24 protein-coding genes are annotated in these 23,493 nt (G+C 67.8%); 7 read left to right on the forward strand and 17 right to left on the reverse strand.

Going from position 1 to position 23,493, the window contains the following annotated elements; genetic code table 11:
• Positions 1 to 128: 128 nt before the first annotated feature.
• Entirely contained in the window at positions 129 to 2,675 is a 2,547-nt protein-coding gene (locus M2437_RS20590) for a sensor histidine kinase (protein WP_253388541.1), read from the reverse strand.
• A gap of 240 nt (positions 2,676 to 2,915) precedes the next feature.
• On the opposite strand from M2437_RS20590, the gene M2437_RS20595 reads away from it, so the two are divergent.
• Positions 2,916 to 3,392, forward strand: coding sequence for a phasin (locus tag M2437_RS20595; protein ID WP_012253966.1), 477 nt, complete (start codon positions 2,916 to 2,918; stop codon positions 3,390 to 3,392).
• A 207-nt stretch (positions 3,393 to 3,599) separates the two neighbouring features.
• The gene (locus M2437_RS20600) at positions 3,600 to 3,926 is read left to right on the forward strand and encodes a hypothetical protein (protein ID WP_253388542.1); all 327 of its coding nucleotides are present in this window, start codon (positions 3,600 to 3,602) and stop codon (positions 3,924 to 3,926) included.
• Between the two features lie 120 nt (positions 3,927 to 4,046).
• Here M2437_RS20600 and M2437_RS20605 read toward each other — a convergent pair whose 3' ends face one another.
• Positions 4,047 to 4,718: a L,D-transpeptidase gene (locus M2437_RS20605; RefSeq protein WP_056504606.1), complete on the reverse strand. Its 672-nt coding sequence runs from the start codon at positions 4,716 to 4,718 to the stop codon at positions 4,047 to 4,049.
• A 580-nt stretch (positions 4,719 to 5,298) separates the two neighbouring features.
• On the opposite strand from M2437_RS20605, the gene M2437_RS20610 reads away from it, so the two are divergent.
• Complete coding sequence (locus tag M2437_RS20610) at positions 5,299 to 5,430, forward strand: hypothetical protein (RefSeq protein ID WP_277570374.1); 132 nt, start codon at positions 5,299 to 5,301, stop codon at positions 5,428 to 5,430.
• Positions 5,431 to 5,470: 40 nt separating this feature from the next.
• On the opposite strand, the gene M2437_RS20615 is transcribed toward M2437_RS20610, so the two are convergent.
• Together M2437_RS20615 and M2437_RS20620 are read right to left on the reverse strand one after the other, a co-directional pair.
• Positions 5,471 to 5,992 (reverse strand): response regulator, encoded by a 522-nt coding sequence (locus tag M2437_RS20615; RefSeq protein ID WP_015822915.1) that lies wholly within the window; start codon positions 5,990 to 5,992, stop codon positions 5,471 to 5,473.
• A 191-nt stretch (positions 5,993 to 6,183) separates the two neighbouring features.
• Complete coding sequence (locus tag M2437_RS20620) at positions 6,184 to 7,329, reverse strand: transglycosylase SLT domain-containing protein (RefSeq protein ID WP_003597369.1); 1,146 nt, start codon at positions 7,327 to 7,329, stop codon at positions 6,184 to 6,186.
• A 566-nt stretch (positions 7,330 to 7,895) separates the two neighbouring features.
• On the opposite strand from M2437_RS20620, the gene M2437_RS20625 reads away from it, so the two are divergent.
• Complete coding sequence (locus M2437_RS20625; RefSeq protein ID WP_277570375.1) at positions 7,896 to 9,581, forward strand: methyl-accepting chemotaxis protein; 1,686 nt, start codon at positions 7,896 to 7,898, stop codon at positions 9,579 to 9,581.
• 170 nt (positions 9,582 to 9,751) lie between these two features.
• On the opposite strand, the gene coaA is transcribed toward M2437_RS20625, so the two are convergent.
• From coaA to hisB, 7 genes are all read right to left on the reverse strand, one after another.
• On the reverse strand, positions 9,752 to 10,765 hold the full coding sequence (coaA, locus tag M2437_RS20630; RefSeq protein ID WP_056192762.1) for a type I pantothenate kinase: 1,014 nt from the start codon (positions 10,763 to 10,765) through the stop codon (positions 9,752 to 9,754).
• Positions 10,762 to 11,085, reverse strand: a complete 324-nt coding sequence (locus M2437_RS20635) for a phosphoribosyl-ATP diphosphatase (protein ID WP_012752879.1) — start codon at positions 11,083 to 11,085, stop codon at positions 10,762 to 10,764. Before M2437_RS20635 ends, coaA begins: the two co-directional genes overlap by 4 nt.
• Before the next feature lie 120 nt (positions 11,086 to 11,205).
• On the reverse strand, positions 11,206 to 11,982 hold the full coding sequence (hisF, locus tag M2437_RS20640) for an imidazole glycerol phosphate synthase subunit HisF (protein WP_182567268.1): 777 nt from the start codon (positions 11,980 to 11,982) through the stop codon (positions 11,206 to 11,208).
• 47 nt (positions 11,983 to 12,029) lie between these two features.
• The gene (gene hisA, locus M2437_RS20645) at positions 12,030 to 12,785 is read right to left on the reverse strand and encodes a 1-(5-phosphoribosyl)-5-[(5-phosphoribosylamino)methylideneamino]imidazole-4-carboxamide isomerase (RefSeq protein WP_253388544.1); all 756 of its coding nucleotides are present in this window, start codon (positions 12,783 to 12,785) and stop codon (positions 12,030 to 12,032) included.
• Between the two features lie 41 nt (positions 12,786 to 12,826).
• Positions 12,827 to 13,489: an imidazole glycerol phosphate synthase subunit HisH gene (gene hisH, locus M2437_RS20650; RefSeq protein ID WP_015951084.1), complete on the reverse strand. Its 663-nt coding sequence runs from the start codon at positions 13,487 to 13,489 to the stop codon at positions 12,827 to 12,829.
• Complete coding sequence (locus M2437_RS20655; RefSeq protein ID WP_253388545.1) at positions 13,486 to 13,989, reverse strand: DUF2628 domain-containing protein; 504 nt, start codon at positions 13,987 to 13,989, stop codon at positions 13,486 to 13,488. Before M2437_RS20655 ends, hisH begins: the two co-directional genes overlap by 4 nt.
• Before the next feature lie 22 nt (positions 13,990 to 14,011).
• On the reverse strand, positions 14,012 to 14,599 hold the full coding sequence (gene hisB, locus M2437_RS20660) for an imidazoleglycerol-phosphate dehydratase HisB (RefSeq protein WP_253388546.1): 588 nt from the start codon (positions 14,597 to 14,599) through the stop codon (positions 14,012 to 14,014).
• 210 nt (positions 14,600 to 14,809) lie between these two features.
• On the opposite strand from hisB, the gene M2437_RS20665 reads away from it, so the two are divergent.
• Positions 14,810 to 15,715 (forward strand): metallophosphoesterase, encoded by a 906-nt coding sequence (locus M2437_RS20665; RefSeq protein ID WP_253388547.1) that lies wholly within the window; start codon positions 14,810 to 14,812, stop codon positions 15,713 to 15,715.
• A 34-nt stretch (positions 15,716 to 15,749) separates the two neighbouring features.
• The gene (locus tag M2437_RS20670) at positions 15,750 to 16,013 is read left to right on the forward strand and encodes a YARHG domain-containing protein (RefSeq protein WP_253388548.1); all 264 of its coding nucleotides are present in this window, start codon (positions 15,750 to 15,752) and stop codon (positions 16,011 to 16,013) included.
• A 104-nt stretch (positions 16,014 to 16,117) separates the two neighbouring features.
• On the opposite strand, the gene M2437_RS20675 is transcribed toward M2437_RS20670, so the two are convergent.
• The 4 genes from M2437_RS20675 to petA form a co-directional block, all read right to left on the reverse strand.
• Positions 16,118 to 16,993, reverse strand: coding sequence for an S-methyl-5'-thioadenosine phosphorylase (locus M2437_RS20675; RefSeq protein ID WP_253388549.1), 876 nt, complete (start codon positions 16,991 to 16,993; stop codon positions 16,118 to 16,120).
• A 211-nt stretch (positions 16,994 to 17,204) separates the two neighbouring features.
• Positions 17,205 to 18,098 (reverse strand): cytochrome c1, encoded by an 894-nt coding sequence (locus tag M2437_RS20680; RefSeq protein WP_253388550.1) that lies wholly within the window; start codon positions 18,096 to 18,098, stop codon positions 17,205 to 17,207.
• Between the two features lie 21 nt (positions 18,099 to 18,119).
• Positions 18,120 to 19,412 carry a cytochrome b gene (locus tag M2437_RS20685; protein WP_003597348.1) on the reverse strand — a complete coding sequence of 431 codons (1,293 nt, stop codon included), beginning with the start codon at positions 19,410 to 19,412 and terminating at the stop codon, positions 18,120 to 18,122.
• A 34-nt stretch (positions 19,413 to 19,446) separates the two neighbouring features.
• Complete coding sequence (gene petA, locus M2437_RS20690) at positions 19,447 to 19,995, reverse strand: ubiquinol-cytochrome c reductase iron-sulfur subunit (RefSeq protein ID WP_012253951.1); 549 nt, start codon at positions 19,993 to 19,995, stop codon at positions 19,447 to 19,449.
• A 560-nt stretch (positions 19,996 to 20,555) separates the two neighbouring features.
• Between petA and M2437_RS20695 the strand changes: the two genes are divergently transcribed.
• Complete coding sequence (locus M2437_RS20695; protein ID WP_253388551.1) at positions 20,556 to 21,836, forward strand: O-acetylhomoserine aminocarboxypropyltransferase; 1,281 nt, start codon at positions 20,556 to 20,558, stop codon at positions 21,834 to 21,836.
• Between the two features lie 3 nt (positions 21,837 to 21,839).
• Here M2437_RS20695 and M2437_RS20700 read toward each other — a convergent pair whose 3' ends face one another.
• Positions 21,840 to 22,697, reverse strand: a complete 858-nt coding sequence (locus M2437_RS20700) for a methionyl-tRNA formyltransferase (protein WP_253388552.1) — start codon at positions 22,695 to 22,697, stop codon at positions 21,840 to 21,842.
• On the reverse strand, positions 22,697 to 23,464 hold the full coding sequence (locus M2437_RS20705; RefSeq protein WP_253388553.1) for an SDR family NAD(P)-dependent oxidoreductase: 768 nt from the start codon (positions 23,462 to 23,464) through the stop codon (positions 22,697 to 22,699). The genes M2437_RS20700 and M2437_RS20705 overlap by 1 nt, the downstream gene beginning before the upstream one ends.
• Positions 23,465 to 23,493: the final 29 nt, after the last annotated feature.

Raw genomic sequence — 23,493 nt, forward strand, 5'->3', positions numbered from 1 at the left:
CGAGTTGCACAGTAATTCATTGGAGGCGTCGCGCACACTGACGGTCTTCCGGAACAAGTCCGGGAAACGCTTGTCGTATAATGGGAATTGGGCGGGCGCCGCCGCGGTTCCCACCGGCGCGCCATGTGTCAGGCGGCCGGAAACAGCATCTCGACGAGGGTGCCTTCGTCCTTGCGGCTGCTGATACGGAACCGTCCGCGATTGGCCTCCACGAGCGCCTTGGTCAGCGTCAGACCGAACCCCTTCTCGTCCCCCTCCGGAACAGCGCCGAGATCCGCCCCGAACGGCTCGAGTGCGCTCATCAGCTCGTCCTCGGTCATGCCGGTGCCGGTGTCACGCACACGCAGGGCGACCTCACCCTGCTCGGCGAGCGTGGTCGAGACGATCACCTGTCCGCCGGCCTCCGTCACGCGGATCGCGTTTCCGAGCACGGTCAGCGCCGCCTGCCGGATCGAACGCTCGTCCGCCTTCATCGCCGGCAGGTTGGGGGCGAGGCTGGTGCGCAGGACGATGCGGTCGCGCGCCGCCTGAGGCTGCTGCGCGGCGATGCAGGAGGCGACCAGCTCGTTCAGCGCAAGGTCGGCGAAGGTGAGCTTGCCACGGCCGGCCTGAATCTCGGCAAGATCGCGCAAGTCGTCGATCAGGGCGGCGATCCGGCCGCCGGAGAGACGCACTTCGCGTAAGTAGGCCTCCAGACGCTCCGCATCCGCCCGGTCGAAGCGGTCGGAGAGCATCATGTCGGTGAGGCCGAGGATCGCGTTGAGCGAGGGGCGGATTTCGCGGCTGACCCGCGCGAGTGCGTTGGCCTTCCAGACACCCTCCGCCTCCGGCTCGCTCCGCCGCGCGGGTTCCGCGACCGGAGCCGGAGGCGCCACGTCCTCATCGCGGATCTCGCGCAGGCTGGCACAATAGCCCGGTGCATCCTCACCGAGCAGCCGGGCGATGCGCAGGCGCAACGCCGCCGCTCCAGTGCGCACGGTCACGCCGTGGACCTCGCTCGTCCCCGAGCGGCGGGAATCGGTGACGGCGGTTTCCAGCGCCGACAGGCTCTCGGGCGCGAACAGGTCGGCAAAGCGCCCGCCCACGACCTCCTTGGGATGGGCATGGACGAGTTCGGCAGCGCTCGGGTTCAGGCCGACGACGCGGCCCTCGGCATCGAGGGTGACGACGCCGTCTTCCAGACTATCCAGCACCTTCTCCGCCCGCAGCCGCGCGGCATTGGCCGGAACAGCCGGGAGCTGGATGTCGCCGGCAGCGGGCATGGCCCGCGCAAGGCAGATTTCGGCCTGCGCTCCCTCCCAGACGAGGCCGGCCCGATCGACGAGGAGTGCCACCGTGCCGCCTTCGGGCAGCGCGAAGGGCACCGGCCCGATGATCTCCCGATCCCTGGGCGGCAGCCCGCGGAAGAGATGCGCGAGGCCCGCCTGACGCAGGGCCGGCAGATCGGCGTAGCCGGTGAGATCGAGAAAGGTGCGGCTGGCGAACAGCATCTCGCTGCCGCGGTAGACGAGCACGCCGAGAGGCAAGCTCTCGAGCAGCTCGGTGAGTGCGAGCCGCGCGCGCGTCTCGGCCTCCGAAAGGCGGCCCTGCGGGATCGGGAACGGCATCACCGAGCCGCTCGGCGCGGATTCGGGGCGCGCGGGCGGCGGCGCCGCGTCGTCCTCGTCTTCGTCTTCGTCGGGGGCAAACCGCAATCCGAGAACGCGTGCGACCTCGCGGAAGGCGGCATGCTCGTTCACCGACAGGCCGGATTCGGCCTCCGTCTCATCGACCGGGGCCTCCTCCTGCAGGTTCTCCAGTCCGTCTTCCTCATCCTCGACCGCACTCTCCATCACACGGGCGTGACGCTCGCCGAGGATCGCGAAGCCGCCGAACCCGGAGAAGTCGTCCGTCGAACGGCCGGCAGGAGCGCCCGAAACTTCGAGCGCGTGCTCGAAGGCACGTCCGCGCACCAGCAGCGGCAGGGCGCGGAAAGTGCGCCGGCCCGCGAGCGCTTCCGTCAGCGCCGCGCCCTCGATCACACCGTCGGCGGCGAGCATCGCCCAGGAGCGGCCGGACAGGGCTTCGGCGAGGTCGGGATGGGTGCGCGAGACATGGGTCAGCACGCCATCAGCATCACTGCGCCAGATCACACGGAGCGGCAGTTCCGCCGTTTCCACGTCCGGCGCCGGGGATGGCACCGGGGTTGGCGACGAGGCCTCGGGCTTCGCGACATCCGGGCCCGTATCCGCAGGGGGCGGATCGGCCTTGGCCGGGCCGCTGTCGAACGGCCGCAAGGCCGGCAAGGATCCGATCGGGGCGAGGAGCAGGACCGGATGCCCCTCGTCGATCTCGACCCGCGCGGCAAGGGCGACCACGGGCGGCGCGACACCGCGGGGATCGAAGCGCAAGCGGATCATGCGGGGCCGCGTGCCCAGGGCACCGGCGCGGCGGATTTGCTCGGACAGGCGAAGAGCCGGAAGGACGGTGCCGTCCGAACCGGCGACGCCTGCCCGCAGCGGGAGCGCCGCACCGGCGGCGTAGAGGATGCGTTCGGCTGCCTCGTCGAGAACGAGCAGAGCGCTGCCCTCGCGAACGAGATGCGCGATCGATGCGTCGTCTCTCCAGCGCGCCAACGCGTCACGAATGGCCGCATCGTCGCCCGGATAGGAAGCCTGCACTGCGCGGTCCGACATCCGAACCCTGGTCATGAACCCCTTCATCGCCCTGTCGCCGGTCGTTCGGGGCATGAACACCTGAGCCCTGTGTAACTTAACTGCGGCCAGACGTGGACACTGAAGCCTGCCGCCACACGTTTATCAACTGGTAACCTCAATTGGTCCCCCGGGGCTGGAAAAAAGGTTACCCTGCGCTATTGTGCAGTGCACATTGTGCGCCGCACAACGAGCGCCCGATACCAACATGAGGAGAGAGACGTGACAAACACTCCGAATTACGAAGTCCCGACCGAGATGCGCGACTTCGCAGAGAAGAGCGTTGAGCAAGCCCGCAAGGCGTTCGACTCGTTTATCGGCGCAGCCCGCCGCACCGCGGACACCGTCCAGGGCTCGACCGACCTCGCCCGCAGCAACGCCACCAGCATCTCCTCGCGCGGCTTCGAGTACGCTGAGCAGAACGTCAACGCCGCGTTCGACCTGGCGCAGAAGCTCGTGCGCTCGCGCGATGTCCAGGAGGCCATGCAGCACCAGGCGGAGTTCGTGCGCGCGCAGTTCGCGGCGATTCAGGCGCAGGCGAAGGAGTTCGGTGGCCTCGCACAGAGCGCCTTTCAGCAGAGCGCCGAGAACGCCAAGAGCGTCATGCAGCAGGGTGCCGCCGACGCTCGCCAAGCCTACGAGCAGGGCGTCGAGACGGCCCGCGAGAATGCCAACGACGCGCAGAAGTCTTCTTCCTGACGCACCCTCCGCACAACGGTTCGGATGGCACGTAAGGCCGACGGCCCGCTCCGAACGGAGTGGGCCGTCCTCGTTTCGGGACTTACCCCTCTGGTTTCATCCAGAAAAGCGGTCTCCCGCTCCGCCTCTTTTCCGCCGCCGGGGCACCGCAAAGCTCCCCGCCTCGCCGGCTCCGTGTGAGGCGGCCCAGCGGAGGTTTTGGACACGATGCGTCCCGTTCGTACTCTCGGTCTCGCGGCCCTGATCGCCGTCGTGGCCGGAAGCCTCGCGCCCGCCCAGGCACAATATTACGACGACGGCTACGATGCGCCTCCGCCCCGCGCGCGCGCCTATCGCGATCGCGATTGGGGTGGCCCGCCGCCGCGCCGAGCCATGGGCCTCAATTGCGATGCGGTGCAATCGGGCATCAGCGGCCTGCAGCCGTTCTCCTGCCCTCTGCCCGGCCCGCGCCCGCTGGGCGCCCGCTGCTTCTGCGATCTGCCGGTGTCGTTCCTGAACGGTCCGCGTACGGCCGTCGGACGCGTCGCACCGTAAACGCCTTCTCGCACGACGACGGTCGGCGGGCCGCGATGCCCGGACACCGAGCCGATACGAGAAGAGCCGCGCCGGGATGACCGGCGCGGCTCTTCTCGAAGGTTTCGATGATCCGGCGCGTCAGTTGACGATGACGGTGGCCCCAACCTTCACGCGGGAATAGAGGTCGGTGACGTCCTCGTTGGTCATGCGGATGCAGCCCGAAGAGACCGCCTGCCCAATCGTGTCCGGCTCGTTCGAGCCGTGGATCCGGTATTCCGACTTGCCGATATACATTGCCCGAGCGCCAAGCGGGTTCTCGATACCGCCGGCCATATAGCGCGGCAGGTCGGGACGACGGGCGATCATCGCCGCCGGAGGCGTCCAGCCCGGCCATTCGCGCTTGGCGGTGATCTTGTTCACGCCGCTCCAGGTGAAGCCCGGACGCCCGACGCCCACACCGTAGCGAACGGCCTGGCCACCCGGCATCACGTAGTAGAGACGACGCTCGGCCGTGGAGACGACGATCGTTCCCGGCGCGTAGCGGCTGTTGTACTCCACGATTTCGCGGGGAATACGCGCCACCTGCGCTTGAGCGGCCTCGTCCTCTCCGTAACCCTGGCTATAGCCTCGCGCGCTGGAGCCGCGCTGCGTGGCATAGGGGTCGTAGACTGGCCAGCCGCCTCGCGACGATTGCTCCTGGTAACCATCGTCGTCCGAGCCGAACGGGTCGTAGGGCGCAGCGTTTGCAGCGCCCATCGTGAGAACACAGACGCCGACAACGCCGGCGAGAACAGATGCCAAGGTCTTCATCGCAGGGGCCTACCTGTGCAGTAATCTTTGCCATTACAAGCGTGACTGTGCTTGGTCGGTTCCCTGCTGTTTACGGATTTTCCACGACTCGGCCGTCCGGCGGCTCAAATCAGCTTGGCCATAGCGATGTGGTTACTCCCGAATCGGCGACGGCCCGACGTGACGCGCGACCCGCCTCGGGCCGTCATCCGAGAGCCACGGGCGCTTGCGAGGACGCTTGGCGACCCATCGTCTTCAACGCGGGCCGTCGCCGCGTCAGGCGCGCCGCGAGGAGATCGCTCGGGTGACTGATTCGGGAAAGCCTCTGGCCCGGTGCTTGCCGGCAAAGCTGCGGCATTGCCCGAGAGCGTCCATCAATAGAGCTGGATGATTACCCTAACTTCGCACAGCAAAGCCGCCCCAAACCCACTCAACCCGCGCTTCGTTTGATTTCTTGACCCGCCCCGCCTCGCCTGACCACCTCGAAACTTGAAAGAGGCCGAAGGTATGGCGCGTTGGCTTCACGGCGGACTGAAGTGACTTACGGTTCTTTGCGCGATCGGCGGACCAATCTTGGCGTTCTCGTGCTGGCAGGATCATCTTGGATGATACCCCGCATCAGGAGCGGAGCGACCAGGAACTCGTCTATGCCGGGATGGGCGCGGGCGTCGTCCGCCTGATCGGGGCACCCCTGTTCTTCCTGCGTCGTCGGCGCGACGCGGTCGCGGCCTGACGATCACCCGGCACAGCGCTTCGATAGTCGCTTTCTGCGGTCAGCTGACCGGGGGCGAGGGATCGCGGGCGGCCCGCTCGGCCTCGACCAGCACGTCGAAGGCGCGCCACGGCTTCGGGATGAACACCGCCCCTTCCGGCAAGGACGTCCCGTGCTCCGGTTCGACGCCGGAGGTCACGACCAGCCGGGTGCGCGGCCAGAGGGTGGCGATGGCTCGGGCAAGCTGAAGTCCATCCATCGCCCCCGCCAGACGGATATCGGCGAAGACCAGGGCGACGTCGCCGCCTCTCTCCTGCAGGACGCTCAAGGCACGCTCGGCGCTGTCGCAGCCGATCACGCGCAACTCGGTCTCTTCCAGCACGCTCTCGGCCAGTTCGCGGGTGTCGCGCTCGTCCTCGACCACGAGGGCGATGCGGGCGTCCGGACGCTCGACCTTCGCCGGCGCGGCGCGTTCGGCGTGATCGACCCGCCGAACCAGGGCGGCGAGATGGTCAGGAATGCCCTCTGCGACAAGGTTGTCGTAGCAGGAGGCGAGCGCCTGCCCGATCTGATCGAGTTTCATGCTCGGCAGAAGCGGATCATCGGCGAGCCCCCGATGCGATCGGTCTCGAAACGTGTCGTTCAAGGCGAAACGATCCTCCCCTGCGCGTCCGGGCCGCACCACACCACAACAAAGCGGTCGGGCGCCGCTCAGTTGCGTCGAAGGAGGATTTTCACCGTCGCGGGCCCGCCGCGCGGCGGGCGGCCGCAGCTCTACTGAACGGTCTCGGCGTCGGCGAGCGCGACAAGGCCGGCCACGGTGCGGACGTCGCGATAGCGGTCACCGCGGGCGTTCATCATCGCCTCGAACTTCTGGTGCACCTGGGCGACCGAGAGGCTCGCGGGCTTGCGGTGGCGGCCCCGGCCGGTGGTGCCGGCAAAGAAGATCGACCGGTTGGCCCGGGCCGGGCCGGGCAGAAGGGTTGCCGCGGCGGCGGTCGGCTTGTCGACCACCTGGGACAGGAAGTTCTCGGCATCCTCCGGCCCGAGGAAGTGCGCGAGGTAGACCTCGCCGAGGGTCAGCTCGCGGCCGATCTTCAGGGCGATGCGTCCGGCGTCGCGCTTCAGCATCTCGCCGGCCATGACGGCGGAGAGGTAGGGGTCGCGGCGCAGGTCGAGGATGCGGGAGCGCTCGGCCTGATCCTGGATCGACGGGCGGTCGTTGCCGTCCGGGACGATCAGGCCGGCCTCCTTCTCGTATCCGTATCGGGGTCCGAAATCACGGATCACGCCGAGCCAGGTGCGCTCGATGAACTGGAACAGGCCGGTGGCCGAGGAGGTCTTGGCCTGGACCGCGGTGATGAAGCTCGACTCCTTGTCGGCCACCGCCATGAGCAGCACCGGATCGGTCTGCACCGCCTGAGCCGCCTTCACGATGGTCTGGACGAGATGGCGGCGGATCTTCATCGGCCCGAATTCGAGGATGTCGTTCGGGTCGCCGGTCGAGGTCTGCGAGAGAAGGAAGTCGTAGGAGACGCGGTCGACCGTGTTGGTGCCGAGTTCGGTGTCGAGATCGCCCACGGGGTGGAAGCTCGCGGAAGCGGCCAACACGCTCGATACCGGCATCTCAGGCGCGAGCGCCTGAAGGCGCGGCTTCGGCATGGCGAGGTCGGACACCTTGGTCGAGGCCTCGGCCCGGCCGAAATCGGTGCCGGCATTGAGCAGAACCGCGCTCAGTCCCCCGGCGAGCAGGGTCATGGACAGGATGGAGCGGACCAGAGCCGTGCGGCTGCCGTGATCACGCCCCGTCCGGGAATTCAGGGTGATGGCGTCGGAGGACGGGGTGGGACGCCCGCTCTTGCGCGGAGCGTGGGAAGAAATCTTGGTGGTCCGCGGCGATCCAATCGAACGGCCCTGCATCGTTGTCGTCGCTCACTCTTCGTGATGGCGCCAGCGGCGTATGGGCAACAGTTACGCCGCCGGATGTGGCGCAAACACGGCCGAGGTTGTGGCATCCCCAAGGCATTGCGGGGCAATTTGCGGGCAAGCTGAGCCATTTGGGCGGTTATCCCCGGACTTGTCCCCAAGGAACGCGCGAGGGCTCGACCTTGGAGTCCGCAGCGTCCATCGCGGATCGGCGACAGCGGCCGGCGACAGCGGCCGGGGTGCACATCCTTCTACTTTTACTTCTACTCTGACAGAGACATCGAAAACGCTGTCCGACGAAGTGGTGACCGGTTCGTCGAAAGAAGGCTCCGCCAATCAAGCGCCTGTCTACGCCAGCCTGATCCAATCAGGTTGGATACAGCGCCAACAACGAGCATTATAAATCCGATTTCAACAAACCTCTACAAATTATGAAATTCTTCATCGTCTTAATTTTTTCCACTCAAAGCGGCGTTGATACGACATAAACTGCGAAAACCCTTTAACTCCGTGTACTGATTCTTGAGGCAATAGAATGCCCGCCACACCCGGGGTTACCCATGCCAAAAATTTCACTCAGCGTTCGAGCATCTCTGGGATGCCTCTTTGCAGCGATGCTCGTCGTGTCGATCCTGCAGGGTGCTGCCGCCTATTGGAAGATCAACAGCATCTCTACTGTCACGAATGATATTCTCGAGAATACTATTCCCTCCATCAACGAAGCACATGCAATCAACGCGCTCATTCTGCGCACGCGACTTTGGCAGGCTCGCTACATGACGCCGGAGAACGAGGCGTCGAGGGAGCAGAGCAGAGCCAGAATTGTCGAGTTCGCAACAGAACGCGACCAAAGGGTTGCGGCATACCAATCGCTCGTCGCGAGCGCGGACGAGCAGCAGACGTATGACGAGTTGAAGGCGAAGCTTGATCTGCTGAGAGCCGATGGCGAACGCCTTCGGGCTTTCCCGAATGAGCGCTACGACGAGGCCATCGCGTTCTTCCGCGGCTCGATGTACGCCAACTACCTTGCCGTCTCGGCCGCAGCACGCAAGCTTGTCGATATCAATATTGCGAATGGCAAGAAGGCCGACGCCGCCGTTCGGTCGGAACAGGCTTCGGCGATGCGGAGCACGCTGCTCATCCTCGGCCTTGCCGTCCTGATCGCCCTGAGCGCGATGACCTTCTGCTTCCTGGGCGTCTCACGTCCGATCGAGCGGATGACCGCGGCGATGCGGCGCTTGGCCGGCGGGGACGCAGCCTCGGAGATTCCCTATGCCAGCCGCCAGGACGAGATCGGTGCGATGGCCGGCGCCGTGCAGGTGTTCCGCGACAATCTCGTTCGGACCCGCCAGCTCGAAGAGGAGACGGCGCTCGCGCGTGCCTCGGCTGAAGAGCAGCGCAAGGCCGGCATGCGGCAGATGGCCGATGGCTTCGAGGCCGCGGTCGGCGGCATCGTCGGCATGGTGTCCTCGGCCGCCAGCGAGTTGCAGGCCACGGCCCAGAGCATGAGTTCCACCGCCGGACAGACCGCCACCCAATCCACCAGCGTGGCGGCGGCCGCCGAGCAGGCTGCGGCCAACGTCAACACCGTGGCGGCAGCCGCCGAAGAACTCGGCTCTTCGGTGGCCGAGATCAGCCGGCAGGTTTCCGGCTCGGCCGACCTCGCCCAAATGGCGGTGGCGGAGGCCAATTCCACGGCGGGCCTCGTGCAGGAGCTGGCGCAATCGGCCAGCCGCATCGGCGACGTGGTGGCCCTGATCTCGCAGATCGCGGGGCAGACGAACCTCTTGGCGCTCAACGCCACGATCGAAGCGGCCCGTGCCGGCGAGGCGGGGCGAGGCTTCGCGGTCGTGGCTGCCGAGGTCAAGGAACTCGCCAACCAGACCGCGCGCGCCACCGAGGAGATCGGGCGGCAGATCGGCCAGATCCAGGGATCGACGGATCAGGCGGTCGGCGCGATCGGCGGGATCGGCACGCGCATCCGCGAAATCGCGGGCGTCGCGGCCTCGATCGCGACGGCGGTGGAGGAGCAGGGCGCGGCGACCCAGGAGATCGTGCGCAACGTTGCTCAGGCGTCCGCCGGGACGAGCGAAGTGACGACGAATATCGCGGGCGTGGCCGGTGCGGCCGAGGAGACGGGTGCAGCCGCCGCGCAGGTGCTGGCCTCGGCCTCCGAGCTGTCGCGCCAGTCCGAGCACCTCAACGCCGAGGTCGGGAACTTCCTCGCCACTGTGCGCGCCGCCTGAACGGAACCCGGCTCGACTTAAAAGCTACGCTGCGGCCCTCGCTCGATGAGCGGGGGCCATTCGCATTCCGGGCCTTCATCGATCGATCGCCAACGCGAATGGTGCCGTCCACGATGCGGTCAGCAGACGATCGAGTGGATCGAGCCTCACCTCCGATCCTTCCGAGCTCATCACAGCCGTCGGAGCGCCACGCTCTCGATGCGATGGCTCGGCCCCTTGGCCAGGATCAGACCGGCCCGCTGGCGTGTGGGCAGGATGTTGTCGCGCAGATTCGGCAGGTTGATCGTCGTCCACAGCCGGTCGGCGATCTCCAACGCCTCGGTCTCGGTGACCTCGGCGTATTTGCGGAAATAGGAGAGCGGATCGCGGAAGGCGGTCTGGCGCAGGCGCAGGAAGCGGTTGACGTACCAGCGGTGCAGGTCGTCCTCGTGCCCGTCGAGATAGATCGAGAAGTCGAAGAAGTCGGAGACGAAGGGGATCGCGGTGCCGTCCCGCGGCAGGCGCGCCGGCTGGAGGACGTTCAGGCCCTCGACAATGAGGATATCAGGCGATTCAATCACCTGCTCCTCGCCCGGCACCACGTCGTAGACGAGGTGGGAATAGACCGGGGCGGCGACGCGCCTATGCCCGGCCTTGATGTCGGCGAGGAAGCGCAGCAGGGCCGCGCTGTCGTAGCTCTCGGGAAAACCCTTCCGCTCCATCGCGCCCATACGCTGCAATTCGGCGTTGGGGTGGAGGAAGCCGTCGGTCGTGATGAGATCGACCTTCGGCGTGTTGGGCCAGCGGGCGAGCAGCGCCTTCAGCACCCGCGCCGTGGTCGATTTGCCGACCGCTACCGAGCCGGCCAAGCCGATGATGTAGGGCACTTTGGTGTCGTGGTCGGCGAGCAGGAAGCGCTGCGTCGCCTTGAACAGCCCCTGGGTTGCCGCAACGTAGAGCGAGAGCAGGCGGGAGAGCGGCAGGTAGATCGCCACGACCTCCTCGATCGAGATCGGGTCGTTGAGCGATTGCAGGCGGCCGATATCCTCGGCGCTCAGCGTCAACGGGGCATCGGCACGTAGCTGCGCCCATTCGTCCCGCGAAAAGATCCGATAGGGCGAGAGGCGGCCCGGCCCTTGGCCGGTCACCGGATTCTGGCGCTCCTCCGGCTCGATCCCCGCCGACGGGATCGGGGCGCCGATCACGTGTGCCTCCGCGCCGCCTTCTCGGCGAGCCCGCTCTGGGCGGTGCGCCGGCCCAGCTCCGCCATCACGTCGTCGAGCGGCACGCCCGCCGCCTTGAGCGTGACGACGAGATGGTAGAGCACGTCCGCCGCCTCCGAGACGAGCGCCTTGGGGTCGCCCTGCACTGCGGCGATGACGGCCTCGACCGCCTCCTCGCCGAGTTTCTTGGCAGCCTTGGCCGGCCCCTCGGAGAGCAGCTTTGCGGTGTAGGAAGTCTCGGGGGGCGTGCCGGCGCGGCTGTCCACGAGGGCGGCGAGGTCGTCGAGGCTGAACTTCGTCATAAGGCGCGCAAGCGGAAACCGTATCATGCGGCATCGCCTGATCGGATACCGGCACTTTAAACCCTGCGCAGGCTCGGGCCCCCGGTCAAGGGGCGCGGGCATCCGCCCACCGGATACCCGTTACGGATCGAGTCGCATCGCAAGTCCGGCGGCGGCCATATGGGCCTTGGCCTCGCCGACCGTGTGGTGGCCGAAATGGAAGATCGAGGCGGCCAGCACCGCGCTCGCGCCGCCGTCACGGACGCCCGCCACGAGGTCGTCGAGCCCGCCGACGCCACCGGAGGCGATCACCGGCACCCGCACCGCATCGGCGATGGCGCGGGTGAGCGCGAGGTCGTAACCGGAGCGGGTGCCGTCCTTGTCCATGGAGGTGACGAGGAGTTCGCCCGCGCCCCGCTCGGAGACCGTGCGGGCGAATTCGACCGCGTCGATCCCGGTCGGGTTGCGCCCCCCATGGGTGAAGATCTCCCAGCGCGCGGCCTCGTCGGGACCGGAGACCCGCTTGGCGTCGATCGCCACGACGATGCACTGGTCGCCAAACTTCTCCGCCGCCTCGGCGACGAAGTCGGGGTTCTTCACGGCGGCGGTGTTGATGCCGACCTTGTCGGCGCCCGCGAGCAGGAGCGTGCGCACATCGGCCACATTCCGCACCCCGCCGCCGACGGTGAGCGGCATGAAGCAGGCTTCCGCCGTGCGGCTCACCACGTCGAGCAGGGTGCCACGCGCCTCGTGGCTCGCGGTAATGTCGAGGAAGCAGAGTTCGTCGGCACCGGCCGCATCGTAGGCCTTGGCCGATTCGACCGGATCACCGGCATCGCGCAACTCGAGGAACTGCACGCCCTTCACGACGCGCCCGTCCTTCACGTCGAGGCAGGGGATGATGCGGGTCTTGAGCACGCGTGAATGCCTTCAGGCTGTCGGGGCCGGCGGTCGGAGGGTCGCGATCACGCGGCGCTCCCCGCGTCACGGCCCTTGGCACGGGCGATGGCGGCGAGCGCTTCCTTCGGATCGATGCGGCCGTCGTAGAGGGCGCGGCCGGTGATGGCGCCGGCCAGCACGGCGCAGTCCGGCTCCAGCAGCCGCTCGACATCGGCGATCGAGGCCAAGCCGCCCGAGGCGATCACCGGGATGCTGACGGCCGAGGCCAGCGCCAGAGTCATCTCGATGTTGAGGCCCTTGAGGATGCCGTCGCGGGCGATGTCGGTGTAAATGATGGCGGCCACCCCCGCATCCTCGAAGCGGCGCCCGAGCTCTTCAGCGGTCATGCTGGAGGTCTGAGCCCAGCCCTCCACCGCCACGCGCCCGTCCTTGGCGTCGATGCCGACGGCGATGCGCCCCGGATGGAGGCGGGCCGCCTCACGCACGAAGGCGGGATCGCGCACGGCCGACGTGCCGATGATGACGCGGCTCACGCCCTTTTCCAGCCAACCTTCGAGGGTGCGCATCTCGCGCACGCCGCCGCCGAGCTGCACCGGCAGGCGCACCCGCGCCAGGATCGCATCGACCGCCGCGGCGTTGCGGGGCTCGCCGGCGAAGGCACCGTCGAGATCGACCACATGGAGCCAGGAGAACCCCTGCGACTCGAAGGCCGCCCCTTGCGCGGCGGGATCGTCGTTGAAGACCTTGGCCTGGGCCATGTCGCCTTGAACGAGGCGGACGCAGCGCCCTTCCTTGAGGTCGATGGCCGGATACAGGATCACGCGTCAACTCGCGAATACGATGTGTCGGACAAAGGCGGCCCTCAGGGGCGCCAGCGCAGGAAGTTGCCGAGCAGCGCGAGACCGAGGTGCTGGCTCTTCTCGGGGTGGAACTGGGTGCCGGCCATGTTGTCGCGCGCGATCATCGCTGTGACCCGGCCGCCATACTCGGCATGGGCGACCACATCAGCCGGCTCAGAGGCCTTCAGCGCGAAGCTGTGGACGAAGTAGGCGTGGAGCCCGCCCTCCCCGATCGCGATGTCGCGCAGCAGGGCGTGCTCGCGGTCGAGATGCAGGGTGTTCCAGCCCATATGCGGGATCTTCAATGCCGGGTCGGCCGGCTCGATCGGAGCGACGTCGCCGGGAATCCAGTTCAGGCCCGCGGTCTCCTCGTATTCGAGGCCGCGGCTCGCCATGAGCTGCATGCCGACACAGATGCCGAGGAACGGCTTGCCCTGCGCCCGGACGGCCTCGGTCATGGCCTCGACCATGCCGGGCACCGCATCGAGGCCGCGGCGGCAATCGGCATAGGCGCCGACGCCGGGCAGCACCACCCGGTCGGCACCGGCCACGGCTTCCGGCACGTCGGTGACGACGATGCGGGTGCCGTCGAGCCCGGCCTCGCGCGCCGCGCGCTCGAAGGCCTTGGCCGCCGAGTGGAGATTGCCCGATCCGTAATCGATGATCGCGACGGTCTGCTCGCTCACCGTCCACCCTCGCTCGCGGGGAAAAGGCCGATCACCGCATCATCGCCGCGACGAGGCGTCGGGCGACTCACGGCCGTCGTAGCGAAACCCGTCGTGGCGGCGCCGGGAACCGGCGCGGCATCGAGCCAGCGGGCGGCGGCCTTCAGTTCAGCCTCCTCCTGCGAGCCGGCCATCACCGCGTCCTGAGCGGGCTTGCCCCGGCGGCCATAGGTCCAGCGGCGCAGGCTCGACGCTTCCATGCCGATCAGCAGGCTCACCAGCAATGTGACGACCAGCGCGGCGAAGGGCGAGAGGCCGAGCGCCCGCCCCGCCAGCGCAAGCCCGACGAGCCCCACCAGCACGAGGAGCGCGGCGAGCCAGAGGCGGTGGCGCAGGAACCACAGCACCGTGAAGGCGAAGGCGCTCCACGAGAAGCCGTCGCGCACGAGATGCGCCTGTTCCAGCGCCCGCGGGTCACCCCGAACCGAGCCCTCGGGAACGTGCAGCGTGTAGGTCCGCATCCTCGCTCCTCCTCAAATGGTCTCAGAGCGATCCCTTGGTGGAGGGAACGCGGCCATCCTCACGCGGGTCGATGGCGACGGCCTTCCGCAAGCTCCGGGCCAGCCCCTTGAAGACGCTCTCGGCAATATGGTGCGCGTTCTCGCCGTAGAGAGTATCGACGTGCAGCGTGATGCCAGCATTCATCGCGAAGGCCTGGAAGAACTCCCGCACCAGCTCGGTGTCGAACTGGCCGATCTTCTCGACGCGGAAGCTCGTGCGGAACACGAGGAAGGGACGGCCGGAAATGTCGATTGCGATACGGCTCAGCGTCTCGTCCATCGGCAGGTGGATGTCGGCGTAGCGGGCGATGCCGCGCTTGTCGCCGAGCGCCTGAGCCACCGCCTGGCCCAGCGCGATGCCGGTATCCTCGGTGGTGTGGTGCTGATCGACGTGCAGGTCACCCTCGACCTTGATCGTCACGTCGAACAGGCCGTGCCGGGCGAACAGCTCCAGCATATGGTCGAGGAAACCGACGCCGGTCGCGATCGTGGCCTTGCCGGTGCCATCGAGATCGATCGAGACGGACACGTCGGTCTCTGCCGTGCGGCGGCTGATGCTGGCTGTACGCATCGGATACGGGTGTCTGATCCTGAAACGGGCAGCAGGCCTTAGCGGCCGGCCGGGCCTGCCTTGTAGTGTGGTTTTGCCCGGCGGGGGAAGGGTCTTGAACGGTGGTCTCGGCAGCGATCCTGCCTGAACCCGCATGGGACGACGCTTGGCGTCATCCGCCGGTCATGCCGGCGCGCCAGCCTGCCGGGGTCACCGATGCCGAGAAGCCGCATGCTATCCCGCCGTTCCGTCCTCGCCGCCAGCGCCGCGCTCCTTGCTGCCCGAGCCGGAGCCGCCGACGGGCCGCTGCGCTTCGGGGTGATCGCCGATCCGCAATATGCCGAGGCGCCGCCCAACCCCACGCTCGGCCGCTACTACGCCAACAGCCTCGACAAGATGCGCGCGGCCGTCGCTGCCCTGAACGGTGAGGATCTGCGCTTCGTCGTGACCCTAGGCGACATCATCGACCGCGACGTGGCGAGCTACGACCGCATCCTGCCGATCTACCAGACGCTGCGCCACGAGACCCGGTTCCTGCTCGGCAACCACGATTTCGCGGTGGCGCCCGAGCATCGCGGGCGGGTGCCGGGCCTGCTCGGGATGGAGGGGTCGTACTACGACTTCGTGGTGGCCGGCATCCGTTTCGTCGTGCTCGACGGCAACGACGTTTCGCTGTTCGCCCCGCTGCCGGGCGATCCGCGCCGGACGCTGGCGGCGGAGCGCCTGGAGCAGGCCAAGGCGGCGGGCCTCATCAACGCCAAGCCCTGGAACGGGTCGCTCAGCGAGTCGCAGTTCGCGTGGCTGGAGCGAAGGCTGGCGGCGGCGCGGACGGCCGGCGAGCGGGTCGTCGTGCTCAACCACTACCCCATCGCACCCGACAATCCGCACAATCTCTGGGATGCCGGCCGGCTCACCAGTCTTCTTGCGGGACAGCCGCACGTGATCGCCTATTTCAACGGTCACAATCATGCGGGCAACTACGCCGAGCGCGACGGAATCCACTACGTCAACTTTCACGGCATGGTAGACACGCCGGACAGCTCGGCCTTCGCCGTGGTGGAGATCGCAGGCGACCGCCTGGAGATCCGCGGGTTCGGCCGCGAGCCGAGCCGCTCACTGACCCTCAAGACCGCCTGAGGACGCCCGGCTCCGACGGCTCGGAGCCTTCTCTATGCGTTTCCTCGCCGCCGCCGTTCTTGTGTCGCTCACGGTCTCGCCCGTTCTGGCGGCCTTCCCCTGCGACGAGCTGTGGGGCGAGCGCAACGCGATCTACAAGGATGCCGGCTACTGCTTCCGCACCGAGCGCGCGATCCGCGCCTTCGGCAATTCCGGCTGCAAGTACGACGAACTGGCCGACGTGCCGCTCTCCGCCCGCCAGCGCGCCGACATCGCCGACATCCAGCGCCAGGAACGCGAGAACGGCTGCGCGCGCTGATTTCGTTGCAGGCGCTCTCCGTCGCGGCGAGCGCCTGCCTCTCCCCGCAGACTGGGAGCGGCGGACGCATCATCGATTGATGAGGCAGTCCGCCGAAGCAGCCGTCAGCCGTTCAGCACACGCCCGGCCACCGCATCGAGCTTGGCCAGCAGCTCCGGGTCACGGTGCGCGGGTGCCGTCATGATCGCGCCGTCCAGCGCCCGGTGCGAGCCCGCCGGGCACTCCTCGCGCTCTTCGGGGAAGTCGCGGGCGACGCGGGACACGAGCTGGGCCGCCTTGTCGGCGTTGGCGCGGGCGACGGCGATCACCGAGGCCACGTCCACGCTGTCATGGCTCGGGTGCCAGCAATCGTAGTCCGTCACCATGGCGATGGTGGCGTAGGTGATCTCGGCCTCGCGGGCGAGCTTGGCCTCCGGCATGTTGGTCATGCCGATGACGTCGAAATTCGCAGCCTTGTAGTGCTTCGACTCGGCCATGGAGGAGAATTGCGGCCCCTCCATGCAAACGTAGGTGCCGCCCTTATGGACCGTGATGCCCTCGGCTTCCGCCGCGGCGGCGATGCGCCGCTGCAGCAGCGGCCCGACCGGGTGGGCGAAGGGCACATGGGCGACGCAGCCATTGCCGAAGAATGAGGTCGCGCGCCCAACGGTGCGGTCCGCGAACTGATCGACCAGCACGAACAGGCCGGGATGCAGCTCGTTGCGGAACGAGCCGCAGGCCGAGAGCGAGACGATGTCGGTCACGCCTGCGCGCTTCAGCACGTCGATGTTGGCGCGGTAGTTGATGCCGGTGGGGGAGAAACGGTGGCCGCGCCCGTGGCGGGCGAGGAACACCACCTTGGTCCCACCGATGCGGCCGATCCGCAGCGCGTCGGAGGGCTCGCCCCAGGGCGACGTGATCGCCTCTTCGCGGACATCCTCCAGGCCAGGCAGGTCGTAGACGCCCGAGCCGCCGATCACGCCGAGAACCGCTGCCGTCATGCAATAATCCCTTGTGTGTAGATTGTGGCCAAGGCCGAAAGGCACGCGGCGCATCCGCTCTGCGCAAAGCGTCGTAAGTCCCGGCGATGACGTTTTAATTGTGCCCGAATCGGTTCGCCCGGGGCTGCGGAACCTTTACCTTAGGCGTTCCCCCACACGCAAACGGGCCCGCGAGGGGCCCGTTCGTCGGTTCGATCGTGAGAGCTTTCGCTCAGTAGGTCTTGTGCAGCTCGGGCTGGAGGCCGTGCACCTCGCCGCCGACCTTCTTCCAGACCTGCTTCTTCACGTAGAACAGCAGACCCGCCAGGACGAAGAGGAACAGGATCACCCGAAGGCCCAGGGACTTGCGGGCCATCATGTGCGGCTCGGCCGCCCAGGCCATGAAGGCCGACACGTCGCGCGAGTACTGGTCCGCCGTCTCCGGGACGACCGGCTCGCCCTTGTCGTTCTTCGGATAGGTGAGCTGGCCGTCGCTGAGCGGCGGCGGCATCGCGATCACGTGGCCGGGATAGTACTTATTGTAGTAGCCGCTATCCGGCATCGTGAAGCCCTTCGGGGCCTCCTCGTAGCCGGTCAGGAGCGCGTGGATGTAATCGACGCCCTGCTCGGAATAGCCGGTGAAAGGCAGCGCATCGAACACGAAGAGCGGGAAGCCGCGCTCATAGGTGCGGGCCTTGGCCAGCACCGAGAAGTCCGGCGGCGCCTTGCCGCCATTGGCCGCGGCGGCAGCCTTGTCGTTCGGGAACGGCGACGGGAAGCGATCGGCCGGACGGGCCGGGCGCTCCTTCTCGGCACCGGAATCGTCGAGCTCCTTCACGCTGTAGGTCTCGGCGAGCGCCTTGACCTGCCCTTCCGTGAAGCCGGGTCCGCCCGGCTCCGCGAGGTTGCGGAAGGCGACCAGCCGCATCGAGTGGCAGCTCGCGCAGACTTCCTTGTAGACCTGGAAGCCGCGCTGAAGCTGCGCCTGGTCGAACCGGCCGAACATGCCGGCGAAGCTCCACTTTTCCCGCGGCGGGTTGGTGCCGTGTCCGTCCTCGGCCAGAGTCGAGCCGGCACCGAGGGAGGCCGCGAGCAGGGTCGCGGCGAAGAGGCGTGCGATGCGCATCGTTGTTCTCTCCCTCGGGCCTTAGGCGCGCTTGGCCGGTTCGGCCGCAGCACCCGCGGGCATGCCGGATCCGCTCACCTGCTTGCCCGGACCGGTCACGGTCTCGAGGATCGAGCCCGGCAGGCGGTCAGGCGTCTCGAACAGGCCGACCAGCGGCATGACGATGAGGAAGTGGGCGAAGTAGTAGATGGTGCAGATCCGCGAGGCGAGGACATAGCCGCCTTCCGGAGGCTTGGCGCCGAGCCAGCCGAGGATGATGGCGTTGACCAGGAAGACCCAGAAGAACACCCGGTAGACCGGACGGTAGTTGCAGGAGCGGACCCGCGAGGTGTCGAGCCAGGGCGCGAAGGCCAGGATCAGCACCGCGCCGAACATCAGGATCACGCCGCCGAGCTTGTCCGGCACCGCACGCAGGATCGCGTAGAAGGGCAGGAAGTACCATTCCGGCACGATGTGCGCGGGCGTCACCGACGGGTTGGCCGGGACGTAGTTGTCGGCGTGGCCGAGATAGTTCGGCTGGTAGAAGATGAACCAGGCGAACAGGATCATGAACACCACCACCGCGAACACGTCCTTGATGGTCGCGTAGGGGGTGAAGGGCACGGCGTCCTTGCTCGACTTGATCGGGATGCCGGCCGGGTTATTCTGACCCGTCACGTGCAGCGCCCAGACGTGCAGGACGACGACGCCGGCGATCATCCACGGCAGCAGGAAGTGCAGCGAGAAGAACCGGTTGATGGTCGGGTTGCCGACCGAGTAACCGCCCCAGAGCAGGCTCTGGATCGTATCGCCGACGACCGGGATCGCCGCCAGGATGTTGGTGATGACGGTGGCGCCCCAGAAGCTCATCTGGCCCCACGGCAGGGTGTAGCCGAGGAAGGCGGTGGCCATCATCAGAAGGTAGATGATGACGCCGAGCAGGTAGAGCACCTCGCGCGGGGCCTTGTAGGATCCGTAATAGAGGTTGCGGAAGATGTGGGCGTAGACCGCCACGAAGAACATCGACGCGCCGTTGGCGTGCGCGTAGCGCAAGAGCCAGCCGTAATTCACGTCGCGCATGATGTGCTCGACGCTCTCGAACGCGTTGCCCGCGCTCGGATCGTAATGCATCGCCAGCCAGACGCCGGTGATGATCTGGATGCCGAGGAAGGCGATCAGGATCGCGCCGAACGTCCAGAAGTAGTTGAGGTTACGCGGAACCGGAAAGGCGACGAAGGACGAGTGCACCAGCCCGACCAGCGGCAGCCGTGACTCGAACCACTTCGCGAGGCGGCTCTTGGGTACGTAGGTCGAGGTCGCGTGTGCGCTGCTCATCGGTTTGCCCGCTCCGGCTTCTCGTGTCCTGTTGTCAGGCGACCGCCTTGCCGCCTTCTTCGCCGATCTTGATCTTGGTATCGGACTCGAAGGCGTAGGGCGGAATCGGCAGGTTGGTCGGCGCCGGGCCGCGGCGCACGCGGCCGACAGCGTCGAACTGCGAGCCGTGGCAGGGGCAGGACCAGCCCTCGTAATTGCCGGAATGGCCGATCGGCACGCAGCCGAGATGGGTGCAGTTGCCGTAGCTCACGAGCCACTGATCGTGGCCCTTCTTCACCCGCGTGTCGAAGGCGGCCGGGTCGATCATCTCGGAGAGCGGCACGGCCTTCATGTCCGTGACTTCCTTCTCCGTGAGCTTGCGCACGAAGATCAGCTTGCCGCGCCAGAACACGTTGACGATCTGGCCGTCCTGGATCGGGCTGAGGTCCACGTCGAGCGGCGCGCCGGCCGCGACGGTGGCCGCATCGGGCGCCATGGAGGCCACGAAGGGCCACGCCACCGCGCCGGCCCCGACGGCCAATCCCGCGCCTGTTGCGAGGAACAGGAAATCTCGCTTGGTGCCCTGAGGCCCTTCGTCCGCCAAGGTGGTCCTCCCGTCAGCCGCCGCGCCGAGCCTTTCCGGGCAGCACTCCGGCGATTTCGCCCGCGCGCACCTTGAAGGCTTTCAAATTCGAAATCTGACGCAACGGCAGACACCATCGCGCCGGGGCAATCAATGCGACCGTGGGTCACCGGATTACCTTTTGGGTCGCGCGGCTCTGTGACATGGCAGATGCGAACATGTCTAGACTGCTGCGCTTGAGCGCTGTGCAGTGCCGCAACGTTCCCGATCGATCGTTACCCCGGCGCACCATTCGGACGTTTCGGCCTCCGTCGGGTCCGGCCTGGCACGGTGGCCATGGGCCGATGCGCAAGGTCGCAGGTCGCGGAGCGACCGCTCCGCTTTCTTTTCTCCGGCCTCAAGCGCCGGCGGCCGCCTCCGCGGCCTCAGGCTGCCGTTCCGCTCGATGCTTCTCAGGACCGAAGTCCTGAAAAGCCCGCTCCGCGCCGCACTCTTCGCGCGGCGAAGCCGCCCAAGCGGCTTCGGGCGCTTGCACCGCCGAAGAGCACGGGCGTAAACGACGCGTCTTGAGGAGTTTTTCGATGACCGACCGCCAGCCCGGCTTCAACACCCTCGCGATCCACGCCGGCGCGACCCCCGACCCGGCCACGGGCGCGCGGGCGACGCCGATCTATCAGACGACGAGCTTCGTCTTCGACGACGTGGACCACGCCGCCTCGCTGTTCGGGCTCCAGGCCTTCGGCAACATCTACACCCGCATCACCAACCCGACGAACGCCGTGCTGGAGGAGCGCATCGCCGCGCTCGAAGGCGGCACCGCCGCGCTCGCCGTCGCCTCGGGTCACGCCGCCGAATTCCTGACCCTGCACGCGCTGATGCAGCCGGGCGACGAGTTCATCGCGGCCAACAAGCTCTACGGCGGCTCGATCAACCAGTTCAATCACTCCTACAAGAACTTCGGCTGGCAGGTGGTCTGGGCCGACACCGACGATCCGGACTCGTTCGAGCGCGCCATCACCCCGCGCACCAAGGCGATCTTCTGTGAGAGCATCGCCAATCCGGGCGGGGTCATCACCGACATCGCCGCGCTCTCGGTGATTGCCAAGCGTCACAACATCCCGCTCATCGTCGACAACACGATGGCGACGCCGTACCTGATCAAGCCGTTCGAGCACGGCGCCGACATCGTCGTGCATTCGGCCACGAAGTTCCTCGGCGGCCACGGCAATTCCATCGGCGGCCTCATCGTCGATGGCGGCACGTTCCAATGGCAGGGCGATGCGCGCTACCCGATGCTGTCGGAGCCGCGGCCGGAATATGCCGGGATGGTGCTGGCCGAGACCTTCGGCAATTTCGGTTTCGCCATCGCCGTGCGCGTGCTGAGCCTGCGCGATCTCGGTCCGTCGCTGTCGCCGTTCAACGCCTTCCTGATCCTCAACGGCATCGAGACCCTGCCGCTCCGGATGCAGCGCCACTCCGATAACGCCCTGAAGGTGGCGACCTTCCTTAAGGACCACGCCAACGTCGATTGGGTGAGCTATCCCGGCCTCACGAGCGACCGCTACCACGCGCTCGCGCAGCGCTACACGCCCAAGGGCGCGGGTGCCGTGTTCACCTTCGGCCTCAAGGGCGGCTACGAGGCCGGCGTGAAGCTGGTCTCGAACCTCCAGCTCTTCAGCCATCTCGCCAATATCGGCGACACCCGCTCGCTGGTGATCCACCCGGCCTCGACCACGCACCGCCAGCTCACGGACGAGCAGAAGCGGGCGGCAGGCGCCGGCCCCGAGGTCGTGCGCCTTTCGATCGGCATCGAGGATGCGCAGGATCTGATCGACGATCTCGACGCCGCCCTGCGGGCGTGAGCCTCACCCCTTGCGGGACAGCGTCAGCGCGTCCCGCAGGTCCTGCCCGTCGGTGAGGAGCCGGCCCTCACGGCGCATCCGCGCCAGCAGGGCCCGGTCGGGAAAGCCGCGATAGGGCAGCACCGGAACGGTTCGACCCGCCGGAATCGTCCCCTCGGCGGCGATCTCGCCGAGCACGCGATCGACCAGGAGGCGACCGTGCTCGTGCAAGCGCACGGCGGCGCGCGTGGCTGTGGTGCCGTCGGGTAGCGCGACCGCTTCCTGAGCCAGGATCGCCCCGGCATCGATCGCGGGCGCGAGGCGATGGATGGTGACGCCGAACTCCCCCTTCCCGTCCGCCAGCGCGTGAATCGTCGGCACGGGGCCGCGATGGAGCGGCAGCAGGCTCGGGTGGAGGTTGATCCCGCCGAGCCGCGCACGCGCGAGCGTCGCCGCGGACAGAATCTGGTCGAAGTGAAAGGTGACGATCAGGTCGGGTGCGTGCGCCGCGAAGCTTCTGGCGACATCATCGCCATTCACATCATCGACCCGCAGTGTCGGAATTCCGAGTTCGCGACACAAAGCGGCGAGCGGCGTCGCCTCGGGCGTCTCGCGGCTGCGGGCGAGGCGCTGGGTCAGGGGCGCGAGCGGGCGCAGCAGGTCCGGCAGCCCGAAATTGACGCCGAGATAGGGCAGGAAGCCGGGGCCGGACCGGGCGAGATGCCGCCGGACCTGACCGACGAGCCCGCCCGTCGCCGGCCGCTCGGCGTTGGAGAGGCCGACGATGGCGATCGCCGCCGCGTGATCCGCCACGAAGCGACGCACGGCCCGGGCGTTCGGCAGCGCCTCCAGCGCGAACAGGGCGATCCGGAGGGGCGGCATCAGCGCCGCGGCCGGTTGCGGAAACGGAAGCCGCTGAGACCGGCGCTGCGCAGCCATTCGGGCACCAACAGCGCGCCGCGGGCGAGCGCGGCGAGGATCGCCGGGAAAGCGATCACGTCGAGGTCGCGCTCCAGCCCACGGGCGATGCGGGCGGCGGCCTCGTCCGCCGACATTTCCAGGGGGCGCCAGCCCTTGATGACCCCGCCCATCGGCGTCTTGACGTAGCCCGGCGTCACCACGCTGAGGCGCACGCCGAGCGGCTTCAGCTTCTGGCGGAGCGCGAGGCCGTGAGCGAGCAAAGCCGCCTTGGCGCCGCTATAGGCCGGGGCGTCGGGCAGCGGCGCGTAGGCGGCCAGCGAGGAGATCAGCGCGATCTGCCCCCGGCCGCGTCCGGTCATCAGGGTCACGCAGGGCAGCATCACGTTGAGCGCGCCGGTGAGGTTGATGTCCGCCGTCTCGAAGGCCGTCGCCTCGGTCTCCAGGCCGCCGGACGGGTGCCCGCCGTTCACCGCGGCGTTGACGATGACGAGATCGAGCGGTGTCGCCGCATCGGTCTCGCGGATCCAGACGCCGACCGCTTCCCGTTCGCGCACGTCGATCAGCCGGGTCAGCACCACGGCCCCGCGCGTCCGGCATTCCTGCGCCACCGCCTCCAGCCGTTCCCGGTCGCGCCCCGTGAGCACGAGGCTCGCACCGGTCCCGGCGTAGAAGCGCGCGAGGGCTGCGCCGATGCCGCTCGAGGCACCGGTGATCAAGATGACGGGCAAGGAGGGGAGGTCTTTCCGCTGAGGAGCCG

Origin of the sequence: Methylorubrum pseudosasae (assembly GCF_029504475.1) — a bacterium.
Classification (GTDB): Bacteria; Pseudomonadota; Alphaproteobacteria; order Rhizobiales; family Beijerinckiaceae; genus Methylobacterium; species Methylobacterium extorquens.